This is a genomic window from Halocynthiibacter styelae (genome assembly GCF_016123485.1).
GTDB lineage: Bacteria > Pseudomonadota > Alphaproteobacteria > Rhodobacterales > Rhodobacteraceae > Halocynthiibacter > Halocynthiibacter styelae.
The window spans coordinates 35,875-56,797 of the sequence record NZ_JADCKQ010000002.1 but is presented as its reverse complement, the minus strand read 5'-3'; the positions used below and the strand labels follow the sequence as shown (position 1 = coordinate 56,797).

The window sequence follows — 20,923 nt, the reverse complement described above, 5'->3', positions numbered from 1 at the left end:
GCCGGATCAGGGCTCAGATAATCTCAAGCACATCTTCCGGCGGGCGACCCATGCGGGCTTTACCGCCCTGGCGCACAATCGGGCGTTCAATCAGCGCAGGGTTTGCCACCATAGCCCGGATAAGATCATCGGGCGCTGTGTCTTTGTTCAGACCCAGATCTTTGAACAGGGCATCTTTTACCCGCATGATTTCAGCCGGGGTCTTATCCAGTTCTGTCAGAACCGCACGCAGCGTGGCTTCATCCGGACCATCCTGCAGGTAAAGACGGATTTGCGGGGCGATGCCGCGTTCTTCTAAAATCGCCAGTGTCTGGCGGGATTTGGAACAGCGTGGATTGTGCCAGATTTCAGTTACAGCCATTTTTTGGTCTCCGTCCCGACGGCTTCTGAGATATTTTTATAGCCGTGGTAAGCCAAAAGCTGATCCAGACCAAATCGGATGTCGGTGACCAGAGACATGCCCTTATACACAAGCGCGGAATAGAGCTGCACAGCACTGGCACCTGCACGAATTTTTGCAAAGGCATCTTCAGCAGATGAAATGCCGCCCACGCCCATCAGGGGAATAGCACCACCGGTTTCATAGGCAACACGGGCCAGGACACGGGTGGATTTGTTAAACAGAGGCGCCCCAGAAAGACCACCTGCCTGGCCCTTATGGCGGCTTTGCAACCCGTCCCGGTCCAGTGTGGTGTTGGTTGTGATAATGCCGTCGATTCCGGTGTCAAAAGCCACTGCGACGATTTCAACGATCTCTGCATCGGTCAGATCCGGGGCGATCTTCAGGAAGACCGGGATTGGTGCGTTCAGGGTATCACGAGTTTCGAGAACGCCGTTGAGCAAAGCAGTCAAAGCATCTGCGCCCTGAAGGTCACGCAGCTTTTCTGTATTGGGGGAAGAGACATTCACCGTTGCAAAGTCAATATCCGCACCGCAATGGGCCAGAACGCGGGCAAAATCACCGGCGCGATCTTCGCTGTCTTTGTTTGCACCAAGGTTTAGCCCGACAATGCCTTTGCGTTTGCCATCTGCCTGTTCGCGGTCTGCAAGACGGGCACCGATTACGGACATGCCCTGATTGTTAAAACCGAAACGATTGATCACGCCCTGATCCTGGGGCAGGCGGAAAAGGCGGGGCTTTGGGTTGCCATCCTGGGGGCGCGGTGTGGCTGCGCCGACCTCGATAAAGCCAAAGCCCATCTTCAGAAGCGGATCGATGACTTCGGCGTTTTTGTCGAAACCTGCGGCCAGTCCAACAGGGTTGCTGAGTTTCAGCCCCGCGAATTCGCATTTCAGCCGGGGCATATCGGGCAGGGCCGCGGGTGCAGGGGCAAGCCCGGATTTCAGGGCTTTGATTGCAAGACCATGGGCGCGTTCGGGATCAAGCTGGCGCAGGGCGCTCAGGCCGGCACGTTCGACAAATTTCATTCCATATCCTCAGGAAAAATATGTGTTCCGTTTTCAAGGGGCAGATCCCGGACCCAGGCTAACCCCATAAGTGTCAGTTTTCGGTAAAGATGCGGGAAAAGTGCATCACCACGGGACACCTCCCATTTCAGGTCAGTGCCGTAAACTTTGGGGTCAAAGGCCAGCAGTTTCAGCCCTTCAACATCGGAAAAATGCTTTGCGGCGGTTTCCTGAGCCTGTTCAGCGGTTGAAAAATGGATATAGCCATCTTCCAAGTCAATCGGGGCACCAAGGCTTTCGCCGTTCTGTTCAAGGTCTGCCCATTCCGGGGCACGCAGGATCTTATAGATATACATATGGTTCATGTGCCCGCCTGACAGGCGCAGGTCAAGAGCAGCTTTGTCGCAAATGCGTTGAATATAAAGGGCCTACACGCCCGGTGGTTGTGGAGAAAACCCGCTTTGCCAGCCAAATGCCTTAAGGTCGGGTTTTGACTTAGGGACAGATTGGCGTAAGTCTGTAAAGGATTCCAACCAGGGGGATTCCCAATGATCAAAAAATTGATGACAACCGCCGGTGCGCTGGCCTTGTCAGCCGGTGCCGCAAGTGCCGATTACACGCTGACAGTGCTGCACACCAACGACTTTCACGCACGCTTTCAGCCGATCAGCAAATATGATTCCGGCTGCTCTGCTGAGAAAAACGCAGAAGGCGAATGTTTCGGTGGTTCTGCCCGTCTTGTAACCGCTGTTGCAGATGCGCGTACGCGTTCCAACAACTCTATCCTTGTGGATGGCGGTGACCAGTTCCAGGGCACGCTGTATTACACCTATTACAAAGGTGCTGTGGCTGCTGAAATGATGAACAACCTTGGCTATGACGCGATGACCGTGGGCAACCACGAATTCGACGATGGCCCGGAAGTGCTGCGCGGCTTTGCTGAAACCGTAAACTTCCCGATCCTCATGTCCAATGCGGATTTCTCAAACGAGCCTCTGATTTCTGACGTGATTGAAAAATCTGTCGTGATCGAACGTGGTGGTGAGAAAATCGGCCTGATCGGTCTGACACCACAGGACACGGATGAGCTGGCAAGCCCTGGCCCGAATGTGACCTTCTCTGACCCTGTGCCTGCGGTTCAGGCTGAGGTTGACCGTTTGACTGCTGAAGGCGTGAACAAGATCGTTGTTCTGTCGCACTCTGGCTATGACGTGGATCAGCGCGTTGCTGCGGAAACCACCGGTGTTGATATCATCGTTGGTGGGCATTCTAACACGCTGCTGTCCAACACCAATGAACGCGCGGTTGGCCCTTACCCGACCATGGTTGGCGACACTGCCGTTGTGCAGGCCTATGCTTACGGTAAATTCCTGGGCGAACTGAATGTAACCTTTGATGATGAAGGCAAGATCACCGAAGCGGTGGGCGAGCCTCTGATCATGGATGCGTCTGTTACGGAAGATGATGCAACAGTTGCACGTATCACCGAACTGGGTGAACCGCTGGAAGAAATCCGTCAACGTGTTGTGGCTTCTTCAACTGACGTGATTGAAGGTGACCGTTCCGTTTGCCGTGTGCAGGAATGTCCGATGGGCAACCTGGTGGCCGACGCGATGCTGGCCCGTGTTGCGGATCAGGGCGTTAGCATTGCGATCGCGAACTCTGGTGGTATCCGCGCGTCTATTGATGCGGGTGATGTGACCATGGGCGAAGTTCTGACTGTACTGCCGTTCCAGAACACGCTGTCTACCTTCCAGGTGTCCGGTCAGACTGTGATCGATGCGCTTGAAAACGGCGTAAGCCAGATTGAAGAAGTCAAAGGGCGCTTCCCACAGGTTGCTGGTCTGCGTTTCACATTTGATGCCTCTGTTGCACCGAATGAAGGCCGCGTGAAAGAGGTTCTCGTGTCTGAAGGTGACGCCTGGGTCGCGATTGATCCGGCAAAAACCTATACGCTTGTGTCCAACAACTATGTGCGTGGCGGTGGCGACGGTTACAAAATGTTCCGTGATGCTGAAAACGTCTACGATTATGGCCCGGATGTTGCAGATGTTCTGGCTGAATATATGGCAGCCAATGGCGACAACGCGCCTTACACAGATGGCCGTATTGAACAGCAATAAATCTGCGTGACAGAATTGAAGAGGGCGTGGCCGGTTGGCTGCGCCCTTTTTGTTTGCTGAGCTGCCAGTGGACTGGCAGAATATGCCCATGTGTGGACGCCTTGTAGTAACCCTTCCAAATGACGCCATGGCGCAGATGTTTGCTGCTTTGCCTGCGAACAATCTGCCGACAGATCCCAATTACAACCTGTGCCCGACAGATCAGATCGCGGTGGTGACCGGTGGTGCTGACGCCCGGCGCTTTGTATCCATGCGCTGGGGCTTCCTGCCACATTGGTATAAAACTGAAACAGACGGGCCGCTTTTGATTAACGCGAGGGCAGAAACACTCGCCGAAAAACCTGCCTTCCGGGAGGCCTGCCGCCAGAGGCGCTGTCTGATCCCGGTATCGGGTTGGTATGAATGGCAGAAAGGTACAGATGGAAATCGTCTGCCCTGGTATTTCTGGCCAACGGATAAAACACCCGCTGTGCTGGCTGGCATCTGGCAGAGCTGGGGCGATGGGACAAACAGCTGTGCGATTGTGACGACGGCGGCGAATGAAACCCTGTCAAAGGTGCATCACCGGATGCCTGTGACGCTGACACCGGAGGAATGGGGTTTGTGGCTGGGGGAAGAAGGCCACGGCGCCGCGCGACTGATGACGCCCTCACCAGAAGGGCGGTTCACCTGCCACCGCGTGAGAAAAGACGTGAACTCAAACCAGGCTGCCGGGGCGCAGCTGATCCTTCCCCTGACAGACGCTTAACATCCCGGGTACGTCTCTGAATACCTTTGTATGGAAGTGGGCGCAGGAAAAGCCAGAGAAGGTCTTGACCTTCCCAGGAGGGTGTCATACTCAATCCCACGAGCGCGGGTATGGTGAAATGGTATCATAAGAGCCTTCCAAGCTTAAGGCGCGGGTTCGATTCCCGCTACCCGCTCCATACAATCCCATTTTTTCTACATCTATCAGGCAATTTTTGCGTTTCGTGTTCCACGAATAAACGAGTGTGAGGCACGTTGACTACCAATCCAGCCCTTCAGGGCACTGCATTGATATGATCTGATACTTGGCGTCCTTCTGCCTTGATTGCTCAGTGGGCAGGGCATTCGGATTGCAGGGGGGGAGTTGCGATGATCAAAAACTGTCTGCAACGTGATCAAAATCGCAACAGATGAATCGGCGACCTGAAATGCAAAACGCGACACCAGATCTGGTGTCGCGTTTCAGAATTCTCAACTCGGAATGGTTTATACCAGTTCGAGGTTCACAGCGCTTTCACGACCGTCGCGGCTGGCTTCGGTGTCGAAAGTTACTTTCTGGTTGTCCGCAAGGTCAGACAGACCAGAGCGTTCGACTGCAGAAATGTGTACAAAAACGTCACTTCCGCCGCCTTCAGGTGCGATGAAGCCGAAGCCTTTTGTAGTATTAAACCATTTTACGGTGCCTGTGGCCATGTCCGTAATCTCCTATTATTGCAGCCCGCATTAGTGCGGCTGCCTGGCGTGGTCGGTCTGGATCGAAAGACTGAGCGCCAGATAGCAGGGGACAGTTGGTCGAAAAAGAAGAACGTTAGCAAGGTGCTGATGGATGAAATCAACCTAAATTGCAAGGGGCGATTGAAAATCTGTCAAGTTTGGTCGTGCGAGTGTTGTGGCTGTCGGAGTTGGGAACAATGTAGATTCTATCGGATGGTGGATTGCCCAGGCTATGAAACGCACCACCTGTAAGTCCCCATACTTGTGCGGCGGAATAGACATACTGGGACACATTGATTGTAACCCTTTGAAAATATTGTGCCGGCCATACAAAGTGCAGGATGCCCATTTGTTGAAAGTAAAGCGATTTTCTGGAATTTGGAATCACGCTGACTGCTCCGGTTGCTTCCATTCTATTCCGTTGAGGGGGACGATTTTTATTGTCGATCCTGTGCCTCATTTTTGCAGGTCGGATACCGAATGTTTTCAGTTAAAGACCGGGTTGCACCCGGCAGCATGAAACTTTATCACATGGGATAAGACAGAGGCGAAAAGATACCTGTTCAGGCAGATCCGTCGTTTTGGTCTATGATGCGGGCGTGGTGGAATCGGTAGACACAAGGGACTTAAAATCCCTCGCTTTTATTAGCTTACGGGTTCAAGTCCCGTCGCCCGTACCATATTTCTCTGAAACATCTGTGATTTGTACTTTCTTACAGGCAGCAACTGTAGTTCATTCTTTTCTGTCGAAACAGGGAGACAGATCAGATGGTACAGCAAGATCCGCAGTTGATTTTCGATGGTCACAACGACGTTTTGCTGAAGCTCAACGGGATGGTTCCTGCGAAGGGTGATGTCAGAGATGCCGTGGCCCGTTTTGTTCAGGGGTGCAGTGGGCATATTGACATACCCCGCAGTGAGACAGGGGGATTTGCAGGCGGATTCTTTGCGATTTATGTCCCGTCAGAAGATCCTGGCGGTGATCTCTTTTCTGAAATGCTGAAACCAGCATATAACCTTCCGCTTCCTCAAGCGCTGGAATATCGGAATGCACTGCCCGTTGCTTTGACACAGATGGGTATCCTGATCGAAATGGAGCGACAGGGCGCTGTAAAGATCTGCCGTTCCGTCAAAGACATCCGTGAAACCGTTTCTTCAGGAAGGATTGCTGCCATCATGCATATGGAAGGTGCCGAGGCGATTGACGCTGATCTTGTTGCCCTGGATGTGTTCTATGCGGCTGGTTTGCGTTCACTTGGGCCCGTGTGGTCCCGTCCGACAATTTTTGCGGAAGGCGTTCCGTTTGCCTATCCGTCTGACGGCGATATCGGCGAAGGCCTTACCCCGGCTGGCAAAGCACTTATCCGGAAATGCAATGCCCTGGGTGTGATGGTGGATCTGAGCCACCTGAACGAAAAAGGGTTTTGGGATGTGGCTGAACTTTCCGATGCGCCACTTGTTGCGACCCATTCCAATGCGCATGCGATCTGTCCACATGCCCGGAATCTGACGGATCGGCAATTGCAGGCGATCGGTGAAAGCAAAGGCATGATCGGGCTGAATTTTGCAACGGCTTTTCTGCGCCCGGACGGCAAGATGTTACCCGAAACGCCTGTGACAGATATGCTGATGCATCTTGATCATATGATCAGGATCTGTGGTGAGGATCACGTCGGGTTGGGTTCAGATTTTGACGGTGCGACCGTTCCCGTTTCAATTCACGATGTGGCGGGGCTGCCTGTGTTGGTCAAAGCTATGCGAGACCATGGGTATAGCGATGCCCTGATCCACAAGCTGTGTTTTGAAAACTGGATGCAGGTTCTGGAGCGCACCTGGAAAGGGGATTGAATCAGGTCAGAATGCGCTGTCGCCCAGATCAGGGGGATTGCCCAGATCAACCAGGGATTTCCCGATGCGGAAAGGGGCCGCAAAGGCCACAAGGCAAAGTGCGAAGATTTGCAACAGCAGAAGCAACACGTTTTCCTGCAGAAAATCCCATTCCTGTTTCAGCCCGGATACCTGGGCCAGCAATTCGTCATAAGCCTGGGCGATCACAATGAACCCTGCGCGTGCGGAATAGGCCGCGTTGGCGTCAGAGGCACTGGCAGTCTTTGCGAAGGTGATCAGGGATTGCAGCGCTTCTTCGGTGCCCATATCGCGGGCCTCAAACACCAGCAGCTCCATAGGGTCAAATCCCTGGCCTGTTGGGGTCATCCCGGCCTCTTCCATATCATCATGTGGGCGACCGCCCCAGACGCTCAGCAAGATACCAAGTTCTTCCAGCGGTGTCGGAGTGCGTGCAACTTCATAGAACAGGGGCAGCTGGCGGTTTCCGGAAACAGAGGCCGAGAGGAATTCAACCTTGTCACAGAGCATAGCCACATCGTCTTCTGTTCCCTGCGCAAGTGGCGCATCATCACAAAAGGTCAGGCGGAAACGCGCGGCGTCATGTTCAAACTGCCGGGTCACGGCAAAGGCCACCGCGATCTGGCGATCAAGGCGCGAGCTGTCTTCCTGCCAGACGCCAGCCAGCAGGGCTGTCACCGCCCCAAAGCCCCCAAGGCCGACCCACATCAGATCCGCAATATACCAGCCTTTGCGCGTACAGTTGCACCGCAGCATAAACCAGGTGCCAAGTACGCCAATGAAAAAACATCCGGCGATGAAAATTATCTGATTGTCGATCACTAAATCCACGGGCCCGTCCGGTTACTTACGCTTCATTGATAGCGCATTTTGCCCGGCAGCTGCAATCTTTGGTCGCGCGGAGTTGATCAACGGCCAAGCTGTGTGATCCAGACGCCAAGCGCCATTGTGCCAACGCCAAGGGCGCGGGTGAAGGTGAGGGGCGACGTCTGCGCACCGAACAATCCCCAGTGGTCAATTGCCGCAGCCGAGATCATCTGACCCAGAAGCACAAAGAACACAGCATTGCCCACGCCGAATTTCGGGGCGATCCAGGTGATGGAGAGCAGGTAAAAGGTGACCAGGAAACCGGCCATGAACAGATGTTTCGGGGCTGTCGGGGCAAGCTTCAATACAGAAGGACCAGAGGTCAGCATCATTACACAAGCGGTCGAGGTCAGAGCGACGATGAACAGGATGAACCCTGCGGCGGCCGGGGAACCCAGATGTTGCCCCAGACGTGCGTTCAGCGCCGCCAGCACAGGAATGCCGATCCCGGCAGCAAGCATGATCGAAGCATAGAAAGTGGTCGGGTTCATGGCGGCATCCTTCACATGTTGCGGGCAGGTTTGCCTGACGGTGGTCAGGGTGCAAGCGGAAAGCGCGCTACGTTACGGAACTGTGATGGGGCAATGAAGAGAAGCGGTTGCGGGGGGAGTCTGAACTGATGCGCGACATTTGCGGAGGGCAGGCCCGGACCGCGGGTGGAGGTGAAGCCCCCTCCCGTGGGGATGAAGAGGGACCGTCGTGCCAGTGGCACGGCGTAAGCCCGATGAACAGGCGCGTGTTGGACGTTACTTCTTCCGAACCTCGGCTTGAAGTCGTGTTGAAATGTTGCGGAACATTTGCGGAGGGCAGAGCATGACCCTGGGTGGGTGCGAAGCGCCCTCCCGTGGGGAGGGTCAGGCGCTGCCCATGCGGGGCATGGGCGTTAGAAAGGTATTTCTTCGTCGAGTTCTTTTTGTCTTTTTATGTCAGAACGAGCGCTCGAACTTTCGTGATTTAGTCGCGACAGAAGGTCTTTTGTTTCATGATTATCTTGAGGGAATTCATTTGCAATCATTGCAATACTGTCTGCAATCGAAGCGGAGACTTCCAATAAATCAAGATCCTTATAAAACTTGGAAGCTTGGACAATCATGGTAGCATTTGAACAAAGTTGATTGGCTATACCGGGGAAAAGGCTATGTTTCTCTGCGTATCGGGCGCGATTTCGAGCCGAAATTCTGGTGAGAGCAAGAATTTCTTCTAGAATGTCACGATCGGCTCTGAGCTCTTTGCTATCCTTTTTAGTTTTCGCATTTAAGATCTTCTCCACAGAGGCTTGTAACTGTGGCCACCACATCTCGAAGACGCGGTCAAAGGTTTCCTGATTTAACTTCTGGTCGCCTCCCGTTTCATTGATAGTCGAGAGCAATTTTTTAAAATCACGTTTCTCAAACTGAGTTGTTTGAAATGTTGTCAACGGACCTGACAGGTCCGAAGGCTCCATTCCAAATAGAATTGAGCAAACTTTTGAAGCGTCTATATCTTTGGATAACGCTCCTGCTTCAAACAGGATCCAAGGTCGCTCGAAATTCTCTCGTGTTAAACATACAATACCAATGTGGGTTTCAGAGAGCTTTTGGGAGATTTCTGAGCCCCATTTTGTACCTTTTTCAATGTCATTCGGAGTAAAGTAAGGCTTTGCAAATTGTAGCACTGACGGAATCCAGCGACTTAGTTCTTCCGCGAGTTTCTTGCTAAGATCGCCACTCCAGCTAATAAATACGTTCGTCATATAATCTCCATAGTTTTACAAAGTTCTAAACATCCAGCTCCTCAACGAACCTTGCGTTTTCCTGGATATACTGGAAGCGCATCTCGGGTTTTTTGCCCATCAGACGTTCCACAAGATCGCTGGTTTCGCCGGGCTCGTCTTCGTCAATGGTGACGCGGATCAGCTTGCGGGTTTTTGGGTCCATTGTGGTTTCTTTCAGGTCTTTGGCGTCCATTTCACCAAGGCCCTTAAACCGCTGCAGGTCAATTTTCCCTTTACCACCAAGGCCCTTTTCCAGGATCCGGTCTTTCTCGGCATCTGTGGCCACATAGATGCGTTTTGCGCCCTGGGTCAGACGATAGAGCGGCGGACAGGCCAGATAGAGGTGGCCCTGATCAATCAGCGGGCGCATCTGTGTGTAGAAAAACGTCATCAACAAAGCTGCAATATGCGCCCCGTCGACATCCGCATCGGTCATGATGATGATCTTGTCATAGCGCAGGTCATCGACGTTGAATTTTGTGCCCATGCCTACGCCAAGCGCTTCACACAGGTCATTGATTTCCGCGTTGGTGTTCAGCTTGGAACTGGCCGCGCCCAACACGTTGAGGATCTTACCTTTCAGGGGCAGAAGGGCCTGGTTCACACGATTACGCGCGCCTTTGCCAGACCCACCCGCAGAGTCACCCTCGACGATGAACAGTTCGGTGCCGGCACGGTCTTTGCTGGAACAATCGGTCAGCTTACCCGGCAGGCGCAGCTTTTTCGTCGCGGATTTACGGGCGGTTTCTTTTTCTTTGCGGCGGCGCAGACGTTCTTCCGCGCGCAGAATAAGGAAATCCAGGATAGCCCCGGCAGATTTCGTATCTGCCGCCAGCCAGTTGTCAAAATGGTCGCGGACAGAGTTTTCAACCAGACGCTGGGCCTCAGAGGTTGCCAGACGGTCTTTCGTCTGACCCACAAATTCCGGTTCACGAATGAAACAAGAGACCAGCGCACAGCCGCCGGTGACCAGATCATCGCGGGTGATCTGCGTGGCTTTTTTGTTGCTGACCAACTCGCCGTAAGCGCGGATGCCCTTCAGGATCGCAGCCCAGAAACCGGATTCATGGGTGCCGCCTTCGGGCGTGGGCACGGTGTTACAGAAAGACTGAATGAAACCATCGCGTGAGGGTGTCCAGTTGATCGCCCATTCGACTTTGCCGGGAGTGCCGAACTTTTCTTTGAAATCAACGGTGCCCGAGAAAGGTTGTTCCGCATAGGCGGTAGAGCTGCCCAGCGTTTCAGTCAGATAATCAGACAGGCCGCCAGGGAAGTGGAAGGTAGCTTCCGTCGGGGTTTCCTGATCGTCGATTTCCGATTTCCAGCGGATTTCAACGCCCGCAAACAGGTATGCCTTTGAACGCACCATCTTCAGCAGACGTGCTGGCTTGAACTTGTGAGATTTGAAAATCTCTGGATCCGGGTGGAAGGTTACGGTGGTGCCACGGCGGTTCGGGGCTGCGCCGATTTTTTCCAGACCTGTCAGGGGTTCGCCTTTGGAAAAGCGGATCTCATGCAGTTCTTTGTTCTTGGCCACTTGCACAACAAGACTGTCGGTCAGGGCGTTCACCACGGTCGCGCCTACACCATGCAGACCACCGGATGTTTCATAAGCATCGCCGTTAAACTTGCCGCCTGCGTGCAATTCGGTGAAGATCATCTCAAGCGCGGATTTGCTGGGATCATCGGGGTGGGGATCAATCGGAATGCCGCGCCCGTTGTCGCGTACGGTCAGGGAATAATCCGAATGCAATTCCACTTCGATCCGGGTGGCGTGGCCCGCAACCGCTTCATCCATCGAGTTGTCGAGAATCTCTGCCGCCATATGGTGCAGGGCGCGTTCATCGGTGCCGCCGATATACATACCGGGGCGCAGGCGCACGGCTTCCATGCCTTTGAGCACCTTGATTGAAGATGCGTCATAGGTTTTTTCAGGTTCAGGGGCGCCAAGAAGATCGTCGGCCATATGGGATTCTGCTCATCTCTTAGTGAATTTGTTTCATTATGGCAGGTCACAGGGGGCTGGGGAAGGGGGAAGGCCAGGCAGATTTCCCATATCTTGTGGATTGATTAGATACGCGGCTACATACTGGCAGTAAGGGAGAGGTCGATATGTCGAAAGAATTTAAAGGTGGCGGGCTTGAACCTGCTGATGGGGTTGATTTCCGGGCGCAGGCGCACCGTCTGCTGGATGCTTGTCTGAATCAGTTGGAAAACGCTTCGGAACGTCCCTGGCAGGAACCACCTGAGGGTCTTGACACACGCTATGTGATCGCGGGCGAGGGACGTGAAGTGGGTAAGCTTGTCGATCAGATCACCCGAGATGTGCTGCCCTATCATGGTGGTAATACCCATGGGCGGTTTTGGGGCTGGGTGCAGGGCAGCGGGCTGGCCTCTGATCTGATTGCGAATATGGCCTCGAGCGTGGTGAATGCGAACCTTGGCGGGCGCAATCACGGGGCCAATGAGATGGAGCGCGCTGTTGTCGACTGGACGCGCCGCAAGATGGGCTATCCGGAAGGTGCAAGCGGATTGCTGGTCGCGGGCACATCGCAGGCGACGGTAATTTCTTTTCAGGCGGCGCGGTTGCGGGTGCTGAAGGATGTGCGTTTGAAAGGCCAGGGGGATCAACGCCTGACGGCTTATGCGGCGGCAGGTGTGCACAATGCCACGCGCAAGGCGCTGGAACTGTTGGGGATTGGTGCCGAAAACCTGCGACTGGTGCCTTTGCGGGGCCATCGCATGGATGCGGATGTTCTGGCGCAGATGGTCCGGGAAGATCGCGCCAGCGGCGCCCTGCCATTTCTTGTAGTGGGCACGGCGGGGTCAGTCGATATCGGGGCCTTCGATGATCTCAACGCGCTTGCAGATGTGGCGGCACAGGAAAAGCTCTGGCTACATGTAGACGGGGCTTTCGGGGCCTGGACACGGATTGCGGACCAGCCCTGGCGCGGCCTGACGGATGGAATTGAACGGGCGGGCAGCATTGCGCTGGATTTCCATAAATGGATGTATGTGGGCTATGATTGTGGCATGGCCCTGATCCGTGATGAGGCAGAACACCGCGCCGCATTTGCCGCCCGTCCAGCCTATCTGAAAGGGGCTGACAGTGGCCTTGCCGGGGGCGAGCCCTGGTTCACGGATTACGGTATTGATCTGTCACGTGGTAACCGTGCCCTGAAGGTCTGGTGCGCGCTTGAGATGTTTGGTGAGGTGGCTTTTTCTGACGCGATCACCAGCAACTGTCAGCTTGCACAATTGATGGCGCAGGAAGTTGCGAGGCAACCGCGGATGCGGTTGGGCTGTGCGGTGATCAGTAATATCTGTGTTTTTACTGCGCGCGATGACCTGTCGCCAGCCGAACAATCCGATCTGAATGCTGCGATCGCACGACAGCTTCAGGATAGTGGTGACGCGGTGTTCTCGACGACAGATATCGACGGGATCACGATGCTGCGCGCGGCGATCACCAACCATCGCAGCCAACCAGAAGACATCATTGATGCTGTCGCATGTGTCGCGCGCGAAGCCGCAGGTGTGAATGACCGAGGGGAAATCGGTTGATACCGGTTTTGTAACCCCCTACAGCTTCCGGGGCCAGGACCGCATTCCCAGCGCCTCTTTTTGATCACTAGAACGGACCTGCCATGAGTTTCCAGAATGACGCCCGGACCGCCTGCGAGAATATGCGGGAACTGTTTAAGCGTACGCCACTGCACCGCAATGACCACCTTTCCGAGAAATTCGGGGCGGATATCTGGCTGAAGCGTGAAGATACGTCGCCAGTGCGTTCCTATAAAATTCGGGGTGCTTTTAATGCGATCAGCAAGGCGCTTGCAGCGCGACCTGATCAGCGAGTCTTTGTCTGTGCAAGTGCGGGTAATCATGCCCAGGGCGTGGCGCGGGTTTGCGCGCATGCCGGGGTTAAAGGTGTCATTTACATGCCGGTGACCACGCCAAAGCAGAAGGTCGAGAAAACCCGGATCTTTGGTGGGGATGCGATCGAGATCGTGCTGGAAGGGGATTTTTTTGATGAAACTCTGGCGGCTTCGCAGGCCTATTGCGCGCAGCAGGGGGCCCATTTTCTGTCACCCTTTGATGATGATGATGTGATTGAAGGTCAGGCCTCTGTCGCGGTGGAAATTGAAACACAGATGCAGGCACAGCTTGGCTGTTTGCCAGATATGATTGTGCTGCCTGTTGGCGGCGGGGGATTATCTGCCGGAGTGACGCGCTATTTCGGTGCGACTGGTCCCGCTTTCACCTTTGCAGAACCCGAAGGCGGAGCAAGCCTCGCAGCGGCTGTGCAGGCAGGGGAACCCGTGATGTTGCCACAGATTGACAGTTTTGTGGATGGGGCGGCGGTTGCAAAGATCGGGACGCAGACGTTTGAACATCTCAGACATTTCCACCCGGATCAGATCCGTGCGGTTCCGGAAGACCGGATCTGCACGACAATGATCGAGATTTTGAATATCGAGGGCATTGTTCTTGAACCGGCCGGGGCATTGTCTGTGGATGTACTGAAGGACATTCAGGATCAGATCAAAGGCAAAACTGTGGTTTGTGTGACGTCAGGCGGGAACTTTGATTTTGAACGCCTGCCGGAAGTCAAAGAACGTGCGCAGCAATTCCTGGGGCTGAAAAAGTATTTTGTGCTGCGTCTTCCACAGCGCCCGGGTGCTTTGAAGGATTTCCTGGGGCTTCTGGGGCCGGATGATGACATCGCTCGCTTTGAATATATGAAGAAATCTGCACGCAACTTCGGAACGGTTCTAATCGGGATCGAAACCACGCAGGAAGATAACTTCGCAAAACTCAAGGAACGTATGACCCTTGGTGGATTTACCCTGCAGGACATCACCGGCGATCCGGCGATTTCAGATCTTGTGATTTAAACCTGCGCAAGGTCTTCTCATTTGCAACGATCCGGGCCACTCTGTCGTCAGACAGAGGAGAGAGATTATGGCCTGGATTAAAACTGTTCCTTATGAAGAAGCTAAAGGCAAACTGAAGATGTTGTATGATCGGGTAAAAGGCCCGGACAATAACGTCGACAACATTATGATGATGCACAGCCTGCGCCCGCATTCCATGGAAGGGCATATGGCGATCTACAAATATGTTCTGCATCATTCCGGCAATACGATCCCAAAGTGGTTTCTGGAATGCCTGGGCGTCTGGGTGTCGTCGCTGAATGAATGCAACTATTGTGTTGAACATCACTTTGCGGGAATGAAACGTCTTATTCAGGATGATGCAAAATCTGCCGCGTTGCGTGCGGCGATTGAGACCGGAAATATTGATGCCGCCCCTCTGGATGAGGCGCAACGTCAGGCAATGCGATATATTCGGACACTTACCCGGGATCCGGCTGCTCTGCAGGACGTCGATGTGGAAGAACTGCGTGCTGTGGGCTGGGATGACGGCGAGATCCTGGAGATCAACCAGGTTTCCGCGTACTTTGGTTACGCGAACCGCACGGTTTTGGGGCTTGGTTGTTCAACAAAAGGGGATATCATCGGGCTTTCTCCGAACAACAATGCTGATCCCGATGATTGGAACCACAGCTGACAAAAAAGGGTCACCACGAATCGCGCGTTGTGCAATCCGTGGTACTGTTGAAGGTTTCTTCTTTATCCCTGCTCACAGGTAGAATTGTGTCGATTTCTACGCGAATGGCCTGGCGGGGAAAAACCGCAAACTTTGGTTAATCGAAGCGTTTGGGGGGAATTAGGGAAACGGTACTGTAGTAATTTCAACATGTTGGGGTTGGCTTGCTGTGGTTAACAGATGCTGAAAACACAATGGGGTGTTTTCAGCACTATTGCTTCATATTGTCATCATATTCTTGCCACGTCTGAGTGGCATACCTGAATTGTAACCAGTGTGACCGACGTTGTCGGTGTAAGAGTAAGGAAACAGGATGTCAGATCATGAAGAACGTGCCCGTGAGGGACGCATCGCAGCCCTGGAAATTTCTGCCGTAACCCGAAATCAGAATGAGAACACTCCGGACGGAGTCGTTTATTCGTTTTTCGATCTTTCACGAAAGCTGGGCCGGGACGAAACCAGAAGCAAGCTATTCCGTGAAAAAGCAGGCCAGGGCGCGCGTCGTAACAAAGTTTTACGTGAACTTTCAGAAGCGCGGCGTAAGAAGGCTTTGGCAAAACGCCCTGCGGAAGATCATGGCCAACGCGGTGTTGCTGAACTGACGCAGATCAGAGGCACACGTCGTTTCGCAGAATAACCGCGTCTTCTGTGGTCCCCATTCCCCTTTCCGGCTTTCCTGTTGAACTGCGTGCGAGAAGATCTGCAGGATGGTGCAGGATGGTGCAGGTTGGAAAGGGGAACCTTTATTCTGGCGAAGGGGTGGGCGTTTTGGGCTGATGCCAGATGATATTCTGACATTCACAAAGGCGGATGATCCGGGATAATTCAGCATCAAGTCGCTTTGTGCGCCCGTGCCCCCATTGGATACCGGGTTCTGCCCAGAGGTTCAGAACATTCAAAGTGCCTGTTTTGCGATCCGCCCTAACTTCGATCCGGCCAATAAAGCGGTCCCCGTCCAACAAGGGATATACATAGTACCCCCACAGACGTTTTGCCTGAGGTACGAATATTTCAATCCGATAATCAAATCCGAAGAGCTTTTGCAGCCGGTTACGGTCCCGCACCAGCGGATCGAACGGACTGAGGATGCGGATGCGGTTTGATGGATCTGGCAGTGCATCTATCTGTTCTTCCAGATCCGGGCGGGCAAGGCTTTCATGCAACGTACCATCTGCGCCCCGCCATTTCACCATTTCCGGTCGGTTTGATTGCACCCAGGCTTTCACCTCGGCTGCACTCATGGCTTCCCAAAAGCGCTGAACTTCGCCGTTGCTGGCAAACTGCAAACGCGCCAGAGCTTCCTGACAGAGCCAGTCCATACGTGTTTTATCCGGCAGATCCCGTTCGCGTAGCTTTTCCGGATACACCCGTTCCGCCAGGTCATACATCTTGGTAAATCCGCGCCTGTGGCAGGTCGCCAGTTCTCCGGAATACCACATATAATCCAGCGCCATTTTGTGCGGAGGACGGGACCAGGCCTGATCTTTACGGGTGTTTTCGCTATCAAAATCATGGGTCGACAGGGCGCCTTCCTGACGGATGCGCGCTTTGATTTCTTCGCGCCCTGCAACGTCCGACATATTGGAGAACCAGGAAGATTTTCCAAGGCTTTCGGCCTTGCGTTCAAACTGACGTTTCCAGACCGGCAGGAATTCCATCGGCAGAACACAGGCATCATGGCAGAAATGTTCAAACAACTCACGTCGTGGGTTCAGGGCAGGGTTCAGGTGTTTTTCGCGGTAATTCTGATTGCGGGACCAGAAGATATGATGATGGGCGCGGCTGATAATATTGATCGTATCCAGCTGCACATAGCCTAGTTTGTGCGTGATCCCGGCCACATCCAGCGGACCAGTGGGGGCAGATAACAGGCCGAGGGAGTGGAGCCAGAGGCGGCGCGCTGTTTTATTGCTGATCTCCATCATTGGGGTCCTGCGATGCTGAATAAATTGTTAATGCGAAATTGGAACAATTGTGGAACATTTGCAAGGTTGAGAATTCATTCCTGAAATTCTCAAAAAATCCGGAAGGGTTTGATTTTCATCATATGGATATTTGATCTGCGTCAAGGCGTCACATGACTGGACGGGCTAGAAGCCCGCATGTGAGTGAACAGGAGGACGATTATATGACCACAGCCACCCAGAAGGCGACTGCTGCAAATGCTGCCGTCAAACCTGCCGCGAAGGCGGAAGTGCCGGCAAAAAAAGAAGATTTCCCGAAGGTGTCGCCTGATGCGATCCGACAGACCTTTGAAGGTGGTGTATACCCTTACACCGACAAAATGCCGAAGAAAGCCTATGAAGCTGAAAAAGCGCTTTTGCAGGCTGAGCTGCTGAAAGTGCAGAAATGGGTGGATGAAACCGGTCAGAAATTTGTTCTGCTGTTTGAAGGCCGTGATGCGGCCGGTAAGGGCGGCACCATTAAACGCTTTATGGAACACCTGAACCCACGTGAAGCCCGTGTCGTTGCACTGAATAAGCCCACGGATCGCGAGAAGGGCCAGTGGTATTATCAGCGTTACATCGAGAACCTGCCAACACAGGGCGAAATGGTTTTCTATGACCGTTCCTGGTATAACCGTGCCGGGGTTGAACGTGTGATGGGGTTCTGTTCGCCCAATGAATATCTGGAATTCATGCGCCAGACCCCGGAATTTGAACGCATGATCACGCGTTCCGGCATTCGTCTTTATAAATACTGGTTCTCTGTGACCCAGGACGAACAGAAACGCCGTTTCGATTCACGTCAGGGCGATCCGCTGAAGCAGTGGAAATTGTCTCCAATTGATAAGGCGTCGCTTGCGAAATGGGATGATTACACCGAAGCAAAAGAGGCAATGTTCTTCTACACAGACACCGCCGATGCGCCATGGACGATCATCAAGTCAAATGACAAGAAACGTGCGCGTCTGAACTGCATGAAGCACTTCCTCTCGACCATTGATTATCCGGATAAGAACCACGCTGTGGTGACCGCGCCGGATCCGTTGATTGTCGGACATGCCGGGCAGGTTGTGCATGGGTCTGAACATATCCTTGGTACGTCGCTGCATCCAGACCAACGTCGCGGTTGAAGTTGTTAAGATTGAATGTGCAGGCGTCCCGGTGGGGCGCCTGTTTTGCTTTGAGACAGACAAAAGCGGGTTGAAGATTGTCAGGATCTCTGGCCTTGTAGCGCGCAAATGTGAATTGGTCCGGGGGACACCATGCTGAGTAACAGTGACATCGTTGAATTGACGCAATTTCGGTGTCATCTGCATGAAAAACCAGAACTGTCCGGCGAAGAATATGAGACCGCGAAGATGGTCACCGAGTTCATGCAAAACACGGTGCCAGACGAGGTTCTGACTGACCTCGGCGAAACCGGTGTTGCGCTGGTTTATAATGGTGCTGAACCAGGGCCAACCGTGATGGTGCGGGCGGAACTGGATGCACTGCCGATTGAGGAACTGACAGAGGTTGCACACAAAAGCCAGATCGCCGGTAAAGGTCACCTTTGCGGCCATGACGGGCATATGGTGATGGTCTGCGCTGTCGGTCGCATGATGGCAAAACAGCGCCCCGCGAAAGGGCGCGTGGTACTGCTGTTTCAGCCCGCCGAGGAAACCGGGCAAGGGGCCCGTGCGGTGCGGGATGATGCACGTTTTGCACAGATTAAGCCGGATGTTGCTTTGTCGCTGCACAACCTGCCAGGCCTGCCACTTGGCCATGTCGCGATTGCGGAAGGGCCTGCAAACTGCGCATCACGCGGGATTCGTATTGAGCTGACCGGCAAAACCGCCCATGCGTCGATGCCGGAAACTGGTGTGTCACCCATGCAGGCCGTGGCAGCACTGATGCCCGGGCTGACGGAATTGGGCAGCGGTGGCAAGCTTGTGCCGGGGTATCGTCTGGTCACGGTGACACATGCGGAAATGGGTGAAGCCGTGTTTGGCGTGACGCCAGGCCATGCCGTGGTTCTGGGCACTCTGCGTTGCCTTCAGGATGCTGATATGGCGACGCTGTGTGAAGAGGCAGAGGCACTGATATCTGAAGTTGCTAAGCGCGACGGATTGCAGGTGAAGCTGAGTTACCATGATGTTTTCCACGCCTGCACCAACGCAGCAGATCCCACTGCGGTTCTGAAACGCGCGGTTGAACAGCGAAATGTGCCGTTGATTGAAGACGCAGGCCCCATGCGCTGGTCTGAGGATTTTGGCTTGTTCGGATACGGGGCGCAATCAGCGATGTTCCTGTTGGGTTCCGGCACGGATCAGCCGCAGCTGCACAACCCGGATTATGACTTTCCGGATGATCTGATCCCCGTCGGGGCGGGGATTTTTGAAGCTGCAATCCGGGAAATCCTGGGCTGAACATCAGATCACGCAGAATATTTTTCCACCGCCCCTTGCCGGGGCGGTTTTTTTCTGTTTCGCTTAAGTCTGGCGGCACTACCCGCCCAGGGGAATGGCTCCTCCCTTTTTTAAGCTGACCACCGGACATAAGAAAATGACCTATGCATCGCATATTAAAGCGGTAACGCTGCTTGGCCTGCCATTGGTGGGCAGTCATCTGGCGCAGATGGCGATTGGTGTGACAGACACAGTGATGGTCGGTTGGTATGATGTGACATCATTGGCGGCGCTGACCCTGGCCAGTACGTTTTTCTTTGTCATCTTTGTTTTTGGTGCAGGCTTTGGCAATGCCGTGATGCCAATGGTGGCAGAGGCTTCGGCGTCGGGCGATGACACGCGCGTACGCCGTGTGACGCGTATGGGGCTCTGGGCTTCTCTGGGGTACACGGTGCTGATGCAGCCGGTGTTTCTTTGGTCCGAGGACATTCTGCTGCTGCTTGGTCAGACGGAAGAGGTTGCAGCGCTGGGTGAGGAATATCTGCGTATTGCCGGTATTGGTCTGATCCCTGCGCTTCTGGTGGTGACGCTGAAAAGCTACCTCTCGGCGCTGGAGCGGACTGGGGTTGTGTTGCTGTCTACCATTGGCGCTGCGATCCTGAACGCAATTATGAACTACGCCCTGATCTTCGGGAACTGGGGTTTTCCGGAGCTGGGTATTCGTGGGGCGGCGATTGCTTCGGTGGTGAACCAGTTCCTGCCGCTGATCATCCTGTGCATCTATGCGCGGATAAAGCAGCCTGAACACGACTTGTTTGCGCGGTTCTGGAAAATTGACGGCGAAGCCCTGTGGGAGGTTTTACGCCTTGGTGTTCCTATCGGGATCACAATCCTCGCAGAAGTCGGTCTGTTTGCTGCCGCATCTGTTATGGTTGGCTGGTTTGGCACGATTGAGCTGGCGGCCCATGGCGTTGCGCTGCAACTGGCCTCTGTCACCTTTATGGTGCATTTGGGGTTGTCAGGCGTTGCAACCATTCGAGCCGGGCGGGCATTGGGTGAGAAGGATGAAACCCGTTTGCGAATGGGCGGGCAGGTCGTATTGGCGATGTCTTTTATTTTCTCACTTCTGACGATTGCTGTGTTTGTCATATTCCCGGACCCGCTGGTCAGTCTGTTTCTGGCAGAGGATGAACCCGCGCGGGAAGAGATTTTCGAAATCGCACGCGTCTTCATGGTGCTGGCAGCACTGTTTCAGCTGGCAGATGGAATGCAGGCGATTGGCATTGGCCTGCTTCGCGGTGTTCAGGATACGCGTATTCCGATGCTTCTGGCAGCGTTCGGATACTGGATCGTTGGGGTGCCGTCCGGTTACTATATCAGCCAGAACATGGGCTATGGATCGCCCGGCGTCTGGGGCGGCCTGGTGATCGGCCTGTCCGTTGTCGCGGTGCTTCTGAATCTGCGTTTCTGGCGTCGCACCTGGGTGCAGTGATTTTCTTC

19 protein-coding genes and 2 tRNA genes are annotated in these 20,923 nt (G+C 54.0%); 12 read left to right on the top strand and 9 right to left on the bottom strand.

The features are described 5' to 3' along the window. Positions 1 to 13: 13 nt before the first annotated feature. Genes arsC through H1D41_RS02535 form a run of 3 tightly spaced genes read right to left on the bottom strand, consistent with a single transcriptional unit; the run spans position 14 to position 1,763 of the window. Positions 14 to 361, bottom strand: a complete 348-nt coding sequence (gene arsC, locus H1D41_RS02545) for an arsenate reductase (glutaredoxin) (RefSeq protein ID WP_228847437.1) — start codon at positions 359 to 361, stop codon at positions 14 to 16. Then, positions 352 to 1,428, bottom strand: coding sequence for a quinone-dependent dihydroorotate dehydrogenase (locus H1D41_RS02540; RefSeq protein WP_228847436.1), 1,077 nt, complete (start codon positions 1,426 to 1,428; stop codon positions 352 to 354). The genes arsC and H1D41_RS02540 overlap by 10 nt, the downstream gene beginning before the upstream one ends. Beyond that, the gene (locus H1D41_RS02535) at positions 1,425 to 1,763 is read right to left on the bottom strand and encodes a DUF952 domain-containing protein (RefSeq protein WP_228847763.1); all 339 of its coding nucleotides are present in this window, start codon (positions 1,761 to 1,763) and stop codon (positions 1,425 to 1,427) included. The genes H1D41_RS02540 and H1D41_RS02535 overlap by 4 nt, the downstream gene beginning before the upstream one ends. A gap of 192 nt (positions 1,764 to 1,955) precedes the next feature. On the opposite strand from H1D41_RS02535, the gene H1D41_RS02530 reads away from it, so the two are divergent. The 3 genes from H1D41_RS02530 to H1D41_RS02520 all read left to right on the top strand — a co-directional run bounded on the left by H1D41_RS02530 (position 1,956) and on the right by H1D41_RS02520 (position 4,456). Further along, positions 1,956 to 3,530, top strand: coding sequence for a bifunctional metallophosphatase/5'-nucleotidase (locus H1D41_RS02530; RefSeq protein ID WP_228847435.1), 1,575 nt, complete (start codon positions 1,956 to 1,958; stop codon positions 3,528 to 3,530). 88 nt (positions 3,531 to 3,618) lie between these two features. Beyond that, positions 3,619 to 4,278: an SOS response-associated peptidase gene (locus tag H1D41_RS02525; protein ID WP_228847762.1), complete on the top strand. Its 660-nt coding sequence runs from the start codon at positions 3,619 to 3,621 to the stop codon at positions 4,276 to 4,278. Between the two features lie 104 nt (positions 4,279 to 4,382). Next, positions 4,383 to 4,456, top strand: a tRNA-Gly gene (locus tag H1D41_RS02520). Between the two features lie 307 nt (positions 4,457 to 4,763). Here the strand turns inward: H1D41_RS02520 and H1D41_RS02515 are convergent. Beyond that, the gene (locus H1D41_RS02515) at positions 4,764 to 4,970 is read right to left on the bottom strand and encodes a cold-shock protein (RefSeq protein ID WP_228847434.1); all 207 of its coding nucleotides are present in this window, start codon (positions 4,968 to 4,970) and stop codon (positions 4,764 to 4,766) included. Between the two features lie 614 nt (positions 4,971 to 5,584). On the opposite strand from H1D41_RS02515, the gene H1D41_RS02510 reads away from it, so the two are divergent. Continuing rightward, positions 5,585 to 5,671 (top strand) — tRNA-Leu (locus H1D41_RS02510). Between the two features lie 88 nt (positions 5,672 to 5,759). Further along, positions 5,760 to 6,839: a dipeptidase gene (locus H1D41_RS02505; protein WP_228847433.1), complete on the top strand. Its 1,080-nt coding sequence runs from the start codon at positions 5,760 to 5,762 to the stop codon at positions 6,837 to 6,839. Positions 6,840 to 6,845: 6 nt separating this feature from the next. Here the strand turns inward: H1D41_RS02505 and H1D41_RS02500 are convergent, their stop codons facing one another. The 4 genes from H1D41_RS02500 to parE all read right to left on the bottom strand — a co-directional run bounded on the left by H1D41_RS02500 (position 6,846) and on the right by parE (position 11,443). Continuing rightward, a complete protein-coding gene (locus H1D41_RS02500) occupies positions 6,846 to 7,688 on the bottom strand; it encodes a hypothetical protein (protein WP_228847432.1) in 843 nt (280 codons plus the stop codon). A gap of 77 nt (positions 7,689 to 7,765) precedes the next feature. Further along, positions 7,766 to 8,215, bottom strand: a complete 450-nt coding sequence (locus H1D41_RS02495) for a DMT family transporter (RefSeq protein ID WP_228847431.1) — start codon at positions 8,213 to 8,215, stop codon at positions 7,766 to 7,768. A 392-nt stretch (positions 8,216 to 8,607) separates the two neighbouring features. Further along, positions 8,608 to 9,456, bottom strand: a complete 849-nt coding sequence (locus H1D41_RS02490; protein WP_228847430.1) for a TIR domain-containing protein — start codon at positions 9,454 to 9,456, stop codon at positions 8,608 to 8,610. 25 nt (positions 9,457 to 9,481) lie between these two features. Further along, the gene (parE, locus tag H1D41_RS02485) at positions 9,482 to 11,443 is read right to left on the bottom strand and encodes a DNA topoisomerase IV subunit B (RefSeq protein WP_228847429.1); all 1,962 of its coding nucleotides are present in this window, start codon (positions 11,441 to 11,443) and stop codon (positions 9,482 to 9,484) included. Positions 11,444 to 11,589: 146 nt separating this feature from the next. On the opposite strand from parE, the gene H1D41_RS02480 reads away from it, so the two are divergent. The 4 genes from H1D41_RS02480 (at position 11,590) to H1D41_RS02465 (ending at position 15,727) form a co-directional block, all read left to right on the top strand. Then, a complete protein-coding gene (locus H1D41_RS02480) occupies positions 11,590 to 13,041 on the top strand; it encodes a pyridoxal phosphate-dependent decarboxylase family protein (protein WP_228847428.1) in 1,452 nt (483 codons plus the stop codon). Positions 13,042 to 13,124: 83 nt separating this feature from the next. Beyond that, positions 13,125 to 14,375 (top strand): threonine ammonia-lyase IlvA, encoded by a 1,251-nt coding sequence (gene ilvA, locus H1D41_RS02475; RefSeq protein ID WP_228847427.1) that lies wholly within the window; start codon positions 13,125 to 13,127, stop codon positions 14,373 to 14,375. 67 nt (positions 14,376 to 14,442) lie between these two features. After that, a complete protein-coding gene (locus H1D41_RS02470) occupies positions 14,443 to 15,051 on the top strand; it encodes a carboxymuconolactone decarboxylase family protein (protein WP_228847426.1) in 609 nt (202 codons plus the stop codon). A gap of 352 nt (positions 15,052 to 15,403) precedes the next feature. After that, a complete protein-coding gene (locus H1D41_RS02465) occupies positions 15,404 to 15,727 on the top strand; it encodes a hypothetical protein (RefSeq protein ID WP_228847425.1) in 324 nt (107 codons plus the stop codon). Positions 15,728 to 15,833: 106 nt separating this feature from the next. Here H1D41_RS02465 and H1D41_RS02460 read toward each other — a convergent pair whose 3' ends face one another. Then, positions 15,834 to 17,015 (bottom strand): winged helix-turn-helix domain-containing protein, encoded by a 1,182-nt coding sequence (locus tag H1D41_RS02460; protein ID WP_228847424.1) that lies wholly within the window; start codon positions 17,013 to 17,015, stop codon positions 15,834 to 15,836. Between the two features lie 203 nt (positions 17,016 to 17,218). On the opposite strand from H1D41_RS02460, the gene ppk2 reads away from it, so the two are divergent. The 3 genes from ppk2 to H1D41_RS02445 all read left to right on the top strand — a co-directional run bounded on the left by ppk2 (position 17,219) and on the right by H1D41_RS02445 (position 20,915). After that, entirely contained in the window at positions 17,219 to 18,166 is a 948-nt protein-coding gene (gene ppk2 / locus H1D41_RS02455) for a polyphosphate kinase 2 (RefSeq protein WP_228847423.1), read from the top strand. Positions 18,167 to 18,298: 132 nt separating this feature from the next. Continuing rightward, positions 18,299 to 19,444, top strand: coding sequence for an amidohydrolase (locus H1D41_RS02450; RefSeq protein ID WP_228847422.1), 1,146 nt, complete (start codon positions 18,299 to 18,301; stop codon positions 19,442 to 19,444). A gap of 94 nt (positions 19,445 to 19,538) precedes the next feature. Continuing rightward, positions 19,539 to 20,915, top strand: coding sequence for an MATE family efflux transporter (locus H1D41_RS02445; protein WP_228847421.1), 1,377 nt, complete (start codon positions 19,539 to 19,541; stop codon positions 20,913 to 20,915). Positions 20,916 to 20,923: the final 8 nt, after the last annotated feature.

Bases quoted from the DNA above. Each gene is read 5' to 3' on its own strand.
- arsC (WP_228847437.1), bottom strand. From the start codon at position 361: ATGGCTGTAACTGAAATCTGGCACAATCCACGCTGTTCCAAATCCCGC.
- H1D41_RS02540 (WP_228847436.1), bottom strand. From the start codon at position 1,428: ATGAAATTTGTCGAACGTGCCGGCCTGAGCGCCCTGCGCCAGCTTGAT.
- H1D41_RS02535 (WP_228847763.1), bottom strand. From the start codon at position 1,763: ATGTATATCTATAAGATCCTGCGTGCCCCGGAATGGGCAGACCTTGAA.
- H1D41_RS02530 (WP_228847435.1), top strand. From the start codon at position 1,956: ATGATCAAAAAATTGATGACAACCGCCGGTGCGCTGGCCTTGTCAGCC.
- H1D41_RS02525 (WP_228847762.1), top strand. From the start codon at position 3,619: ATGTGTGGACGCCTTGTAGTAACCCTTCCAAATGACGCCATGGCGCAG.
- H1D41_RS02515 (WP_228847434.1), bottom strand. From the start codon at position 4,970: ATGGCCACAGGCACCGTAAAATGGTTTAATACTACAAAAGGCTTCGGC.
- H1D41_RS02505 (WP_228847433.1), top strand. From the start codon at position 5,760: ATGGTACAGCAAGATCCGCAGTTGATTTTCGATGGTCACAACGACGTT.
- H1D41_RS02495 (WP_228847431.1), bottom strand. From the start codon at position 8,215: ATGAACCCGACCACTTTCTATGCTTCGATCATGCTTGCTGCCGGGATC.
- H1D41_RS02490 (WP_228847430.1), bottom strand. From the start codon at position 9,456: ATGACGAACGTATTTATTAGCTGGAGTGGCGATCTTAGCAAGAAACTC.
- parE (WP_228847429.1), bottom strand. From the start codon at position 11,443: ATGGCCGACGATCTTCTTGGCGCCCCTGAACCTGAAAAAACCTATGAC.
- H1D41_RS02480 (WP_228847428.1), top strand. From the start codon at position 11,590: ATGTCGAAAGAATTTAAAGGTGGCGGGCTTGAACCTGCTGATGGGGTT.
- ilvA (WP_228847427.1), top strand. From the start codon at position 13,125: ATGAGTTTCCAGAATGACGCCCGGACCGCCTGCGAGAATATGCGGGAA.
- H1D41_RS02470 (WP_228847426.1), top strand. From the start codon at position 14,443: ATGGCCTGGATTAAAACTGTTCCTTATGAAGAAGCTAAAGGCAAACTG.
- H1D41_RS02465 (WP_228847425.1), top strand. From the start codon at position 15,404: ATGTCAGATCATGAAGAACGTGCCCGTGAGGGACGCATCGCAGCCCTG.
- H1D41_RS02460 (WP_228847424.1), bottom strand. From the start codon at position 17,015: ATGATGGAGATCAGCAATAAAACAGCGCGCCGCCTCTGGCTCCACTCC.
- ppk2 (WP_228847423.1), top strand. From the start codon at position 17,219: ATGACCACAGCCACCCAGAAGGCGACTGCTGCAAATGCTGCCGTCAAA.
- H1D41_RS02450 (WP_228847422.1), top strand. From the start codon at position 18,299: ATGCTGAGTAACAGTGACATCGTTGAATTGACGCAATTTCGGTGTCAT.
- H1D41_RS02445 (WP_228847421.1), top strand. From the start codon at position 19,539: ATGGCTCCTCCCTTTTTTAAGCTGACCACCGGACATAAGAAAATGACC.